11 protein-coding genes are annotated in these 13561 nt (G+C 69.1%); 10 read left to right on the top strand and 1 reads right to left on the bottom strand.

Annotated features, from left to right (window positions below):
• Positions 1 to 27: 27 nt before the first annotated feature.
• Both AMYNI_RS0125160 and AMYNI_RS45370 read left to right on the top strand, forming a co-directional pair.
• The gene (locus tag AMYNI_RS0125160; RefSeq protein WP_020670837.1) at positions 28 to 1470 is read left to right on the top strand and encodes a SagB/ThcOx family dehydrogenase; all 1443 of its coding nucleotides are present in this window, start codon (positions 28 to 30) and stop codon (positions 1468 to 1470) included.
• A 434-nt stretch (positions 1471 to 1904) separates the two neighbouring features.
• Positions 1905 to 2825 (top strand): sensor histidine kinase, encoded by a 921-nt coding sequence (locus AMYNI_RS45370; protein WP_169515769.1) that lies wholly within the window; start codon positions 1905 to 1907, stop codon positions 2823 to 2825.
• 33 nt (positions 2826 to 2858) lie between these two features.
• Here AMYNI_RS45370 and AMYNI_RS0125170 read toward each other — a convergent pair whose 3' ends face one another.
• Positions 2859 to 3464, bottom strand: coding sequence for a response regulator transcription factor (locus AMYNI_RS0125170; protein ID WP_020670839.1), 606 nt, complete (start codon positions 3462 to 3464; stop codon positions 2859 to 2861).
• A gap of 351 nt (positions 3465 to 3815) precedes the next feature.
• Between AMYNI_RS0125170 and AMYNI_RS0125175 the strand changes: the two genes are divergently transcribed.
• From AMYNI_RS0125175 to AMYNI_RS0125210, 8 genes are all read left to right on the top strand, one after another.
• Entirely contained in the window at positions 3816 to 4646 is an 831-nt protein-coding gene (locus AMYNI_RS0125175; RefSeq protein ID WP_040405950.1) for a helix-turn-helix transcriptional regulator, read from the top strand.
• 28 nt (positions 4647 to 4674) lie between these two features.
• The gene (locus tag AMYNI_RS0125180; RefSeq protein WP_026360905.1) at positions 4675 to 5670 is read left to right on the top strand and encodes a DUF1702 family protein; all 996 of its coding nucleotides are present in this window, start codon (positions 4675 to 4677) and stop codon (positions 5668 to 5670) included.
• Positions 5671 to 5806: 136 nt separating this feature from the next.
• Positions 5807 to 6787, top strand: coding sequence for a DUF1702 family protein (locus AMYNI_RS0125185; RefSeq protein WP_020670842.1), 981 nt, complete (start codon positions 5807 to 5809; stop codon positions 6785 to 6787).
• A complete protein-coding gene (locus AMYNI_RS0125190) occupies positions 6784 to 8715 on the top strand; it encodes a CRTAC1 family protein (RefSeq protein ID WP_020670843.1) in 1932 nt (643 codons plus the stop codon). Before AMYNI_RS0125185 ends, AMYNI_RS0125190 begins: the two co-directional genes overlap by 4 nt.
• Positions 8716 to 8720: 5 nt before the next feature.
• Complete coding sequence (locus AMYNI_RS0125195) at positions 8721 to 9719, top strand: enediyne biosynthesis protein (RefSeq protein ID WP_040407296.1); 999 nt, start codon at positions 8721 to 8723, stop codon at positions 9717 to 9719.
• A gap of 169 nt (positions 9720 to 9888) precedes the next feature.
• A complete protein-coding gene (locus tag AMYNI_RS0125200; protein ID WP_040405951.1) occupies positions 9889 to 11268 on the top strand; it encodes a cytochrome P450 in 1380 nt (459 codons plus the stop codon).
• Positions 11269 to 11310: 42 nt separating this feature from the next.
• Entirely contained in the window at positions 11311 to 11874 is a 564-nt protein-coding gene (locus AMYNI_RS0125205; protein WP_020670846.1) for a DUF5987 family protein, read from the top strand.
• A complete protein-coding gene (locus AMYNI_RS0125210; RefSeq protein ID WP_020670847.1) occupies positions 11871 to 13538 on the top strand; it encodes an FAD-dependent oxidoreductase in 1668 nt (555 codons plus the stop codon). The genes AMYNI_RS0125205 and AMYNI_RS0125210 overlap by 4 nt, the downstream gene beginning before the upstream one ends.
• The last annotated feature ends 23 nt before the right edge of the window (positions 13539 to 13561 follow it).

The following is a 13561-nucleotide window of genomic DNA, read 5'->3' on the forward strand; positions in this document are numbered from 1 at the left end:
CCGGTGCGGGCGAGGAGTGCGAGCTCGATGGCCGATTTCGCGGACGGCGCGGTGGAGACGATCCCGTTGTGGTCGCTCACCGAGGACACGCTGGTCGAGGCCGGCGAGGGCGGTGCGCTGGCCGTGCTGACCAGATGGGGCGAGTTCGAGCTGGACGGCACCCCCGTTCTGGTCCGCGAATCGTTGCGCCGGATGGCCTTCGGGCCGGTGCGGCTGCGGAACGTGACCACTTCGCCGGGGTCGAACGGCTCCGGCGAGCACTGGCCGGTGGCCGACCTCGCCGCGCTGCGCCGGGCGCTGGACCAGCTCAGCGGCTCGGTGGTGCGTTCGCTCGGCCTCAACGACGGCAAAGCGCCCTTGCTGTCGGTGGTGCCGACCGGGTTCGCGCCGGGCTTCATCCTGCGCGAGCTCCCACCCGGCCGGCCGGTCCGGCTGTCCCGGTTCGCCGCGCTGCGTCCCGGCGACGGCGGGCTGAGGCTGGAGTCGCCGTGCACCCGGTTCCGGGTGCTGCTGAGCAGGCCGCCGGCGGTGCGGGTGGCCTGCGCACTCGCCGAGCCGGTCTCGGTTGCCGAGGTCGCGGCCGGCACCGGCCTCGCCGAGACGATGGTGGCGGAGATGGTGCCCTACCTGGTCGCGGCCGGGGTGGCGCTGGTCGGCGACGATCAGGGACGCTTCGCCGAAGACCAGGATCCGGACCTGGGCCGGTGGTCGTACCACGAACTGCTGTTCCAGGTGCGCAGCCGGACCAGGCTGGACGACCGTCCCGCTGAGCCGCGCCGGCCGGACGCGGCGGCGCCGCCGCTGGTCAAACCGGTCCCGGCCGGGCGGGTCTTCCCGTTGCACCGGCCCGACCACGCCGAGACCTCGGCGTCGCTGACCGGCCTGCTCGAAGCGGGCTACGAGTGCCCCGCCTTCTCCGGGCACGAAATCCCGGTCGAGCGGATCGGGGAATTGTTGTTCCGCAGCGCCAGGATCCGCTCGATCGGCCCGGCGCACCTGCTCGCCGGGCCGGGTGACAAGGCGTCGCAGCGGCCCTACTTCAACACGGCCGGGCTCTACGAGCTCGAAATCTACTTCAGCGCCAACCTCTGCCCCGAGCTGCCGAAGGGGATCTACTACTACGACCCGCTCGGCCACGCGCTCGTACTGGTCAACGAGGACCGCGACGAACTCGGCGCGATGCTGGACATGGCGATGGTGGCCGGCGCCGGCCACCAGCGGCCCGCCGCGCTGATCACCGTGACCACCCGGATGGAGCGAAGCCACTGGGTGCTCGGCGGCGCGGCCTACGCCGCCGCCATGATGCACTTCGGTGCCCTGCAGCAGACCTTGTCCCTGGTCTCGGCGACGATGGGGCTCGCCGCGCACGCCGTCCCGGTGGACGCCGGCGACCGGGTCGACCGGGCGCTGAAGCTTTCCTGGCCGGGCGAGGCGGCGGTCGGTGAGTGCGTGCTCGACCGCATACCGTGAGCGCTTTTCCCGGCCGCGTCGGAGAATATCCGTCCGGTATGCGCGACACTCATTTTCCCGGAACTCTGTTACCTTGACCCCTATCGTGCGCCGCGTGGGGAGCAATTATGAATTCCGGGCATGCCGTGAACAGATGGTTGGGCCGTCGGGTGGATTATTCCGGTGCGAATGGCGTAACAACCGATCAGCACAACGCGGTGCCCGCCGCCGACGATGTTCGCCGGGCTCGAATACTGGCCGCGATCTTGTTCGCCGGTCTGGGTCTACTTCTGCTGGATGATCAGCTGGCCGAGGTGACAAGCTGGTACGACGGTGTGCTGTGCATTGTCTGCGTTTTCGCGATGATCGCAGTACTGTTGTACTTTTTCGGCAGACCGCTGGTTCGCACTTCGCGCCGTCAGGGCTTTTTTGCGCTGTTCTGCCAAGGCGGGCTGGTGTATATTCCGCTGCTGCACTTCGGTGCTTCCTGGGGCGCCTTTCTCGGTTTCTTCGCGGCCGGGATACTGCTCGCCTGGAAGATCACCGTCGCGGTGCCGCTGTTCGTGCTCGTGGCGATCGGCGGTGGCGTGCTCGCCGCCGCCGACGGCGGCCAGTGGGCGGGCCTGCCCGCGGCCGTGCACGGGGTGGTGTCGACCATCGTTGTCGCCGCGATGGCCTACTGCGCGTGCCGCCTGTTCCGGATCGCCGCAGAACTCCAGGAAAGGCGGCGCGAGCTGGCCGACTGGGCGGTGGCCGAAGAACGGCGGCGGTTCTCCAGGGACACCCACGACATCCTCGGCCTCGGGCTCACCGCGATCTCGCTGAAGAGCGAGCTGGCCAGCCGGCTGATCGCCGACGATCCGCTGGGGGCAAGGGAACAGGTCACCGACATCCTCGGCATCTCCCGGAAGGTGCTGGCCGATGTGCGATCGGTCGCCACCGGCTGCCGTGAGCTCTCGCTGCCGGTCGAGTGCGAAGCGGCCAGTGCCGTCCTTCGCGCGGCCAAGGTGGACGTCCGGCTGGATCACGACGACATCGTGCTGCCCGCCGCGGTCGGCACGATCTTCGCCACCGTGCTTCGCGAGGCGGTGACGAACGTGCTGCGCCACAGCGCGGCCCAGTGGTGCGCGATCACGGTGTCGGCCGCGGACGGGGTGGCGTGGCTGGCGGTGGTGAACGACGGGGTGCACACCGGCCCGGCGGGGCTCGGCGCCGATCGCTGCGGCAGCGGGCTGGGGAACCTGTCCCACCGCCTGCGCCTGATCGGCGGCGAGCTCACCGTTCATCCAGGGTCCGGTGGCACCTATCGGTTGTGCGCGGCGGTCCCGCTCGGGGCGAGCCGGTTTCCCCTGCCGCCCGCTGCTCCGTCCGGCTGACCGCCGCTACCGGATGGAGCAGCGGCCGGTGGATCACAGCCAGTCCGCGCTGCTCGCGATCCGGATCGCGTCCACCCTGTTGCGCGCGTTCAGCTTGGTGACCACCGTGGTGAGGTAGTTGCGCACGGTCCCGGGGGACAGGAACAGCTCGGCCGCGATGTCGGCCACGTCGCGCCCGCGCGCGGCCAGCCGCAGGATCTCGACCTCCCGCGGGGTCAGCGGGCACTTGTCGGTCTCCCAGGCCGACAGCGCCAGGTCGCTGTCGATGACCCGCCGGCCGAGCGACACCGAGCGCACCGCGCTGGCCAGTTTGTCCGCCGGCGCGTCCTTGAGCAGGAAGCCGTAGACCTTGGCGTCGAGTGCCCGCCGTACCGTGCCCGGCCTGCCGAGGGAGGTGAGGATCAGGGTGTGGCACCGCGGCAGCTGTTCGTAGAGTTCGGTAGCGGCGGTGATGCCGTCCTTGCCGGGCAGGTCGATGTCGATGATCGCGACGTCCGGCTCGCAGGCGCGGGCGGCGGGCAGGATCTGGTCGCCGGTGGCCACCTCGGCCACCACCTCGATGTCGGGTTCCAGGTTGAGCAGGGCGACCAGTGCGCCGCGGACCATGTGCATATCCTCGGCGAGCAGGACCCGGATCACCCCATCACCCCACTTCCCAGATAACTCTGAGTGTACTTCACCTCCCTTGCGGACGAGTGACTTCAGGTGATGCCCCCGGTTAGCGTCACTTGCAGTGACTGATCCTGTTCCGGTCGCGAGCGGTGGACGGCCCCGAGCCCGCCCGAATTCCGGTTTCTCCCTTCCTGCCGGTCGGTGTCCCGGTGCGCTCAGCTCAACCGCTCGTCAAGTGCATCGAAACCCGAATCAGCTTTTATATCTAGAGGGAAGAAATCTGCTGAATTCGAGGTTTGAAAAATGGGGCAACTACAGGTCGTACCCACGGCGCCGGCGGGAGACGTCGCCGATCTCGGGATTCGCTCCGAACCAGGAATGCTCTTGCAACCCGCCGTGCGCCAGGCCATCTCGGCCATGCACGCGCGGTACTTCGATTCGATCACGCTCACCGAGATCGCGGCCGAGGTGTTCGTCAGCCCATTCCATTTCTCGCGGGTTTTCGCCAAGGCTACCGGGGTCACGCCGGGGCGATATCTCACCGCCATCCGGCTGTTCGAGGCCAAACGGCTGCTGCTCACCACCAAGCTGACCGTTTCGGACATCGTGTGCAGCGTGGGTTACAGCAGCGTCGGTACCTTCACCAGCCGGTTCACCCGCGCGGTCGGGATGACCCCGACGCAGTACCGGGACCCGGAGGTGGACCGGCTGCTGCTGGCGGTGGCGCCGGGCTTCCAGCGGCTGCCGCCGTTGCCGGTGCTGCGAAGTCTGGGGAAGACCTGCGCCTCGCCGCGGGCCGACGGCGGGGTCATCACCGGACGGATCGAAATGCCGCGGGCCGCTTCGCCCGCGAACGTCCTCGTCGGCGTCTTCGCCGAGGCCATTCCGCAGTGCGGGCCGATCGCCTTCACCGGGCAGATGGACGTGGGCTCCACCGACTTCACGATCTACGGCGTGCCGGACGGCAACTGGGTGGTGAAGGCCGTGGCGGAGCATTCCGCCGGTACCACCGCGGCCAGCTTCTCGGTGGGAACCGTGCGGCACCCGGTCCAGGTGCGGGCGGGCGGCCGGTCGGGCATCCGGCTCCGGATGCGCGCGCCGCACCCCACCGACCCGCCGATCGCGATCACGCTCGCGTCCCTGCCCTCTCCGCACAGCAACCGGGTGCTCGCCCAGCGGCGGCGGGCGGGGCTGCGCGCGGTCGCCTGAGCCACCTGGAAATGGAGGACGAGTACTCATGCCGACCTTGATGGGTGTACTGCGTCGGCGCGTCTTCGCGCCATCGCTGGAATCAGTGGGATTCGCCGGTCGCGGTTTCCCGGTCACCCCCACCGCGGCCACCGCGCGGCTGGAAATGGTGCCGCAGGCGGTGGTCTGCGGGTTCGAATGGGGGATCGAGGCGCCGCCGCTGTGGGAGATCGAACGCCGGCTCGCGATGGTGGAGCCGGAACAGCGGGGCTTCGGGTACGAGGGCGCGACGATGGCGTTCACGATCCTCGACGCGATGCCGCTGGGACGTCGTGACCGTACCCGTGAACTGCTGCTCGGGCCGGGCCACGAGCACATCTTCCTGGCCTACATCGGCATCGGTTTCGCGATGGCCCGGCTGCCGAGGCCGCTGTGGAAGCAGGTGCTGCCGGACCTGAGCGAATCGCCGTATCACCCGACGATGAGCTGGCTCGCGGTCGACGGGTACGGGTTCGACCGGGCCTATTTCGACACCCGGCGCTGGGTGGACGAGCAGTACCAGCCCGCGCCCTATCCGTGGCAGGGCGCGCCGGACTACTTCCGGCGCGCGGTGGACCAGGGCATCGGCAGGGCGCTGTGGTTCATCCACGGTGCCGGCGCGGCCGGTGCCGCTGAAGCGGTGAACCGGTTCCCCGAACATCGGCGCGCCGACCTCTGGAGCGGAATCGGCCTGGCGGCGACCTTCGCCGGTGGCTGCGATCGTGCTGGGCTCTCCGCGCTCCGGAAGTCGGCCGGCGAGCACCACGCCGAGCTAGCGCTGGGTTCGGTCTTCGCGATCAAGGCCAGGACGTATTCCTCTTTCGTACCAAGGCATTCCCGGCTCGCTGTCACGGTGCTGACCGATCTCACCGTGGACGCGGCGACCGAGCTGGCCGACCGCACCGTGGTCGGGCCGGCGGAGGGCGACGCGGTGCCCGCCTATGAGCTGTGGCGGCAGCGGATACGTGCGCATTTCGGCACCGCGCAGCAGCGGCTCGCCGGCTGAATCCGCGCAAAAATGGAGAAGCTCATTTGCAGAAGACATCGTGGTTCGCAACCGTGGAGTAGTACCGGGTCGAGGACTGTGTGACCCTTTATCTCTAGCACCGAAATCCTATTCCACCCGATAGGGGGAGAGTGAGTTGGGCACTGGCTGGCGTGCGCTCAGGCGCCGTATCCTGACCCCGAACGTAGCGGAAACCTCGCTCGACAAGCGCGGTTTCCACAAGAAGAGCCCGGCCGCTCAGGAACTGCTGGAGACGGCAGGAGCGATGTTTCTCACCGGCTATGCGCATGCCGTGGAAGCGCGCTCGATCGAGCAGGCGGAGCAATGGCTGGAAGAGCTTCCTGCCCAGTTCCGCGGTTTCGCCTACGAGGGCGCCGGAATGGGTTACGCCATGCTCGACGGGCTGCCCTTCGGCGCCGACGACCACGTCGCCAGGTGCCTCGCCGGCCGTGGTGACCGGCACGTCTACATGGTGTACGTGGGTGTCGGCTGGGCAATGGCCAGGCTGCCGAGGTTCCGCTGGCCGAAGGCAGCGTCCCTCGATCCGTTGCTGTCCGGTCTGGTGCTCGACGGGTACGGCTTCCACCAGGCGTACTTCCACACCAAGAAGTACGTCGGACAGCAGTACCGGGAAGAACATTTCCCCTGGCCCGCCAACGCGGGCGCGGAGCACGCGCACCACGCCATCGATCAGGGCATCGGGCGGGCCATGTGGTTCGTCGGCGGCACCGACGTCGAAGTGGTCACCGAGATGATCGGCAGGTTCCCCGAAGCACGGCAATCCGATCTGTACGCCGGCGCGGGGCTGGCCTCCACCTATGCGGGCGGGGTGTCCGAAGAGGAACTGCTGTTGTTCCGCGAGCGAGCCGGCGCCAACTGGCCGCAGGTCGCGCAGGCGAGCGCGTTCGCCGCCGAGGCGAGGGTGCGGGCCGGGCTGGTGATCCCCCATACCGGAGTCGCCACGAAGGTGCTCTGCGGAATGACGCCGGAAACGGCCGCGCAGCTCACCCACGACGTCAAATCGGACCTGCCCGTCGACGGTGACCTGCCCGCCTACGAAGTGTGGCGGCAGCGCACCGCGGCCGCGTTCGTGTCCCTTGAAAGGAGTAGCACATGAGCACGACGGTAAACCGGATCCGCAGGCAACTGCCCGGCATCGTCGCCGTCGTACTGCTGGTGATCGGGTACTTCGTGGTGAGCCTGCCGACGACACCGGCCGCCGACGCGGAGCGCATGGCGAGCAAGTACTCGTTCACGCCGATGACGATCGCCATGCCGGACGCTTCGAAGCAGCAGAGCATCCGCAAGGTCAACAAGGCTTACGAGCACATCCGCGCCTGGATCTCCTCGGTCGGTGCCGGGGTGGCGATGAACGACCTCGACGGGGACGGCCTGCCCAACGACCTCTGCCTCGTCGATCCGCGCACCGACCAGATCGTGGTCACCCCGACTCCCGGCGCGCGATCCGACCGGTACGCGCCGTTCGCGCTGGACCCGGCGCCGTTGCCGATGAGCGACGTGATCGCGCCGATGGGCTGCGTGCCGGGCGACTTCAACGAGGACGGCCAGCTCGACGTGCTCGGCTACTACTGGGGGCGCACACCGATCCTGTTCCTGAAGGACCCGGCCGCGCCCGGACTGGACGTGCGGGCCTACCGGTCGGTCGAGCTGGCACCGGGGGACAACGCCGAGAACGGGGTGTACACCGGTCCGCAGTGGAACACCAATGCCGCCACGGTCGGCGACTTCGACGGTGACGGGCACCAGGACATCTTCATCGGCAACTACTTCCCCGACGGCCCGGTGCTCGACGACCGGATCGACGGTGGCGTGGTGATGAACCGTTCGATGTCGCACGCCCGCAACGGCGGCGGGAAGTACATCTTCCGGCAGACCGGGATCACCGCAGGCACCCCGGCCTACCTGTGCGCCGATGACGCACTGCCGGAGCAGGCGCGCGGCGGCTGGTCACTGGCGGCCAGCGCCACCGACCTCGACGGCGACCTGTTGCCGGAGCTCTACATCGGCAACGACTTCGGGCACGACTTCCTGCTGCACAACCGGTCGACCCCGGGCAAGTTCGAGTTCGCCGCGCTGATGGGACCCGCCACACCGGGCGTGCCCAAGTCCAAGCGGCTCGGCAACGACTCGTTCAAGGGCATGGGGGTCGACTTCGGCGACCTCAGCCACAACGGCAGGTACGACTTCTTCGTCAGCAACATCACCACGAGCTTCGGCATCGAGGAGAGCAACTTCCAGTTCATGAGCACCGCCGGGGACATGGCCGAGCAGCGGGCGAAGTTCCAGCAGGGCGTCGCGCCGTACGAGGACCGCAGCGGTGAGACCGGTACCGCCTGGTCGGGCTGGGGCTGGGACGTCAAGATCGAGGACTTCAACAACAGCGGCAGCCCGGTGATCGCGCAGGCGACCGGTTTCGTCAAGGGCGGCACGAACCGCTGGCCGCAGTTGCAGGAGCTGGCCACCGCGAACGACGCGCTGCTGGACAACCCGCTCTGGTGGCCGAAGCTGGAAGCCGGTGACGACGTCGGCGGCAACCAGACGATGCAGTTCTTCGCCAAGGGCGACGACGGCAAGTACACCGACCTCGCCGGCGAGCTAGGCCTCGCCGTCCCGGTGCCCACCCGCGGCATCGGGACCGGTGACGCCGACGCGGATGGCAGGCTCGACTTCGCGGTGGCCAGGCAGTGGGAAGCGCCGATCTTCTACCACAACGACAGTCCCGACACCGGATCCTTCCTCGGGCTGCGTCTGACGGACGAGACCTCCGGCTCGCCCGCGATCGGCGCGCAGGTGTGCGTGACCACCGCCGACGGACGCAAGTTCATCGGCAGGGTCGACGGCAGCAGCGGTCACTCCGGCCGCCGCAGCCACGAGGTCCACATCGGACTGGGCGAGGACGTCACCGGGCCGTTGCAGGTGAACTTGCAGTGGCGCGACAGCAGCGGCCAGCCGCGGCAACAGGACATCACGACGAGCACCGGCTGGCACTCGTACCAGCTCGGCGCACAGGCCAGGGAGAAGTGACGAACATGGCCGAGCAAAAAGCAGGCAACCCCCCGCGGCACGATCCGAAGGTGATCATCGCGCTGCGCAGGTTCGCCATTTCGATCACCATCTTCAACATTCTGGGTTACGCGGTGCTCGGGTTCGAGCAGCCGTGGTCATGGCCCTTCATCGCACTGGCCACGGCCTACGCCACGGAGATCGGCCTGGAGCTGATCGGCGCCAGGGCCGAGAAACGCCCGCCGCGCTTCGCCGGCGGCGGTGCCAAGGGCATGATCGAATTCCTGTTCCCGGCGCACATCACCGCGCTGGCGCTGAACATGCTGACCTATGTCAACACGCACTACCTGGTGATGATGTTCGGGGTGGTCGTCGCGGTCAGCGCCAAGTGGGTGCTCCGGGCACCGGTGCGGGGCAGGCTGCGGCACTACATGAACCCGTCGAACTTCGGCATCGTGGTGATCCTGCTGCTGTTCCCGTGGGCCAGCATCTCGCCGCCGTACCACTTCACGGAGAACGTGAACAACACCATCAGCTGGATCATCGTGGCGATCATCCTGATCTCCGGCACCGTGCTCAACGCCATGCTGACCAACCGGATGTGGTTGATCGGCGCCTGGCTGATCACGTTCGTGCTGCAGGCGGTGCTCCGGGGACTGATCTTCGACACCTCGATCCCGGCGGCACTGGGCATGATGACCGGTGTGGCGTTCGTGCTGTACACGAACTACATGGTCACCGACCCGGGCACCACCCCGTCCAAACCGGCCTCGCAGGTGGCCTTCGGTGCCGGTGTGGCGTTGTTCTACGGCTTCTTCATGATCGCGCACATCGCATACGGCCTGTTCTTCGCCACCGCGGCGGTATGCCTGGTCCGCGGTCTTTTCCTGTGGTCGCTGCATTTCGTGAACAAGTCGCGGCTGCAGTTCGAGGCGCAGCAGGGGCAGCTGGTCCAGGCGACACCGTTGCCGGCACCGGCCGTCGCCGGCAAGTCTGAATCCGGATCTGGGGCCGTGGCGGCATGAGAACGCGAGTGGCAAGCCGCGGCTCCCAGGTTGACCTGAGCGCGCACTTTGGCCGACAGGCCCCGCTATCGGGGCGGCGGGGCGCCCGGCTGCCCAAAGGTGGAAACACTCGGGTGTCGCGCCCTGTCGACACGATCGCGGTTGCGCGCAGACCCGCGGAGGGGTCAGCATGAGAACGCGAGTGGCAAGCCGGGTGGCGCGCACCGCGCCACCCGGGCCCCCGCGCCGGGCGACCTTCGGGCTGTTGCGGAAGTTGTTCGCCGATCGGCTCGCGCTGATGTCGGACGCCGCGGTCTACGGCGACGTGGTCCGCATCGCCATCGGCCCGAAGTCGCTGTACCTGGTGAACCACCCGGATCACGCCAAGCACGTACTCGCGGACAACAGCTCCAACTACCACAAGGGAATTGGCCTCAAGGAGGCGCGAAAGGCACTCGGCGACGGGCTGCTCACCAGCGACGGCGAGACCTGGCGCGAGCAGCGCAGGGCGATGCAGCCGGCGTTCGGGCACAAGCGGATCGCGAAGCAGGCCGGCCTGGTGGCGTCCGAAGTGGACGGTCTGGTGCGGCGGCTGGCGGCCCGCGAGGGCGGCGGGCCGGTGGAGATCTTGCACGAGATGACCGGGCTCACCCTCGGCGTGCTCGGCAAGACCCTGCTCGACGCCGAACTCGGCGGTTACGAGTCGCTGGGCCACTCGTTCGAGGGCGTGCAGGACCAGGCCATGTTCGAGGCCGTCACGCTGGGCATGGTGCCGTCCTGGCTGCCGCTGCCAAAGCAGCTGCGGTTCCGGGAGTCGCGGGACGACCTGCGCCGGGTGGCCGACGAACTGGTCGCGTCGCGCAGGGCGAACCCGGTCGAGGGCGGCGACGACGTGCTGTCCCGGCTGATCGCGTCGGCAGGGCGGGAGCCCGATCCGGCGGTGGGCCGCCGCCGCATCCGCGACGAGCTGATCACGCTGCTGCTCGCCGGGCACGAGACGACGGCGAGCACGCTGGGCTGGGCCTTCCACCTGATCGACGAGCATCCCGCGGTGCGTGCGCGGTTGCACGCGGAGGCGGTCGAGGTGCTCGGTGACCGGTTGCCGGTCTTCGAGGACCTGCACCGGCTGAAGTACACCGCGATGGTGGTGGAAGAGGTGATGCGGCTGTACCCGCCGGTGTGGCTGCTGCCGCGGGTGGCCACCGAGGAGGACGAGATCGCCGGGCATCGCATCCCGGCGGGCTCCGACGTCGTGGTCGTGCCCTACACCCTGCACCGGCATCCGGAGTTCTGGCCGGAGCCGGAGCGATTCGACCCCGAGCGGTTCGGCCAGGACCGCGCCGCGGGCAGGCCGCGCTACGCCTACATCCCGTTCGGGGCCGGTCCACGGTTCTGCATCGGCAACAGCCTCGGCATGATGGAGGCCGCCTTCGTGATCGCGATGATCTCCCGCGACCTCGTGCTGGCCAAGCCGCCCGGCTACCCGGTGGTGCCCGAGGCGATGCTCTCCCTCCGGGTGCGCGGCGGGCTGCCGATGCACGTGCGCAAAGCGCGGAACCCAGCCATCTGATCCCCGCGGGGTCGCGCCCCGCCCCTGAAAGGAGGAGAGCCCGTGACCACCCCAGCCGAAGAGCAGGACCTGACCAGCACGCTGGAAGCCTTCGCGGACACCATCATTCCCGGCGAGAAGCGGTGGCAGGGTGATCGCGCGATCGCCGGTGCCGCGGCGGGCCCCGGCGCGGTCGTCGCGGGCGCGCTCGACCTGCTGCACACCCCGGCGACCGGGGTCACCGCCGGGTTGCCGTACCTGGCCCAGTCGCTCGACGAGCACGCCAGGGCCTACGCCGGCGAGCTCGGCCTGGAACTGGACGACGCGGTGCCCCCGTTCGTGGCGCTGGCGTTCGAGCACCGCACCGCGCTGGTGGGGCGGCTGACCACTCCGGGGCATCCGGAGAAGGACGGCTGGGTGGGCCTGGCGCTGTTCTGCAACATGGCCTTCGACAGCGCGGCGCATCTGCACACCGCCGACGCGATCGCCGCCGGCCATCCCGGGTTGCTGGCGATGGGCTGGCGGGCGCCGGACGCCGATGGGCTGTGGCGCTTCCCGGACTACTCCTACCGCCGCGTGCTGGCGGACGTTCACCCGGACACGACGCCTTCAGGGAGCCCGGCATGACCGACAGTGTGGACCGTACCGAGGTTGAGCGCACCGATGTACTCGTCGTCGGCAGCGGGTTCGGTGGCGCGATCACCGCCTACCACCTCGCCGCCGGTGGCGCGAAGGTGACCGTGCTCGAACGCGGGCCTTGGCTGGAGGGCAAGGACTTCGAGCACGACTTCCTGCTCGGCTCGTCCTACACGCGGGCGTTCGACTTCGTCATCGGTGACGGGATGAGCGTGCTCGGCGGAAACTGCGTCGGCGGCGGCAGCGTGGTGTACTTCGCCGCGATGCCCCGCGCGCCGCGGTTCGTCTTCGACCGCCACGGCAGCGTCGGGCACCGGATGTGGCCGGCCGAGATCGACCGCGACAGCCTCGATCCCTGGTACGACCGGGTAGCCGAAGCGCTCCCGGTGGCGCAGCAGGACTGGGACGACGTGTCCTACGCCGGCGGGCTGTGGGCGGCCGCGTGCCACCGTGCCGGGCACACCGCGAACCCGGCACCGGTCGCGGTGGACAACAAGCTGTGCACCAACTGCAACTGGATGATGGCGGGCTGCCGGTTCGACGCGAAGCGGTCGCTGCTGACCAACTACCTGCCGGGGGCGCTGGCGCACGGTGCCGAGATCCGCCCCCTGCACGAGGTGCAGCAGCTGGAGCGCACCGAGGACGGCGGCTACCGGGTGCACTACAACGTGATCGACGACGAGGACTACCGGGTGCACACCGGCGGCGGCACCATCGACGCGAAGATCGTCGTGCTGGCCGCCGGTGCGGGTGCCACGCCGGTGATCCTCCAGCGCTCCAAGGCCACCCTCGGCGATCTGCCGCACGCGGTGGGCCGGTACTTCTCCGGCAACGGCGAACGGCTCAACACCGCGGTGCTCAACGAGGACAAGGTAAAGGACGTGCTCGGCCTCAGCCGCGCGGATGGGATCGGCTACCAGGCCAACCAGATCGGCAAGGGCCCGACCGTGGCCTGCTGGGACTTCCTGGACGGCGCGCTGCCCGAGTACGACCGCTTTTCGTTGGAGCAGCTGTACTTCCCGCCCGGACTCGGCACCATCCTCGCGCAGGTCCCCGGGGCGGACGCGCCGGCGTGGTTCGGCGTGCGGAAGCGGGAGATGATCGAGCAGTGGCGGTCGTGGCTGACCATCTTCCTGATGACCGAGGACGACAACGAAGGCGTGTTCGGCACCCCGCCGCCCACCGGCAACGCCTACCGCATCTCGCAGCAGATGCTCGGCCGCGGCCCGCTGCGCTACGACCCGACCGAGAACACCAGGCACGGCTGGGCGCTGGCCGACGCGGAGTGCAAGAGGATCATGGAGCAGGACGGCCTCGCCACGATCGCGCCGTGGACAAACGACGTGGTCGGCGCGTACACCGTGCACCCGCTGGCGTCCTGCCGGATCGGTGACGACCCGGCGACCTCGGCCCTGCATCCCAACCACGAGCTGCGCGGCCATCCCGGCATCTTCGTCACCGACGGTTCGGCGGTGCCCTCCGCGCTGACGGTGAACCCGGCCATGACGATCGCCGCGCTGGCCGAGCGCGCGGTGCCCGGCATCGTGCGTGCCGCACAGGAACGCGGCGTCCGGGTCACCTACGACGGCACCCTGCCCGGTACTCCCGGCGGGAACACCGCCACGCTGCCGTTGAGCGTGGCCGCGGAACGCTGAGATGGGGCATGCGAGGCTTTTTG

This window comes from Amycolatopsis nigrescens CSC17Ta-90 (assembly GCF_000384315.1).
Classification (GTDB): domain Bacteria; phylum Actinomycetota; class Actinomycetes; order Mycobacteriales; family Pseudonocardiaceae; genus Amycolatopsis; species Amycolatopsis nigrescens.

Coding starts and splice junctions, on each gene's coding strand:
- AMYNI_RS0125160 (WP_020670837.1), top strand. CDS start 28: ATGGCCGATTTCGCGGACGGCGCGGTGGAGACGATCCCGTTGTGGTCG.
- AMYNI_RS0125175 (WP_040405950.1), top strand. CDS start 3,816: ATGCTCTTGCAACCCGCCGTGCGCCAGGCCATCTCGGCCATGCACGCG.
- AMYNI_RS0125180 (WP_026360905.1), top strand. CDS start 4,675: ATGCCGACCTTGATGGGTGTACTGCGTCGGCGCGTCTTCGCGCCATCG.
- AMYNI_RS0125190 (WP_020670843.1), top strand. CDS start 6,784: ATGAGCACGACGGTAAACCGGATCCGCAGGCAACTGCCCGGCATCGTC.
- AMYNI_RS0125195 (WP_040407296.1), top strand. CDS start 8,721: ATGGCCGAGCAAAAAGCAGGCAACCCCCCGCGGCACGATCCGAAGGTG.
- AMYNI_RS0125200 (WP_040405951.1), top strand. CDS start 9,889: ATGAGAACGCGAGTGGCAAGCCGGGTGGCGCGCACCGCGCCACCCGGG.
- AMYNI_RS0125210 (WP_020670847.1), top strand. CDS start 11,871: ATGACCGACAGTGTGGACCGTACCGAGGTTGAGCGCACCGATGTACTC.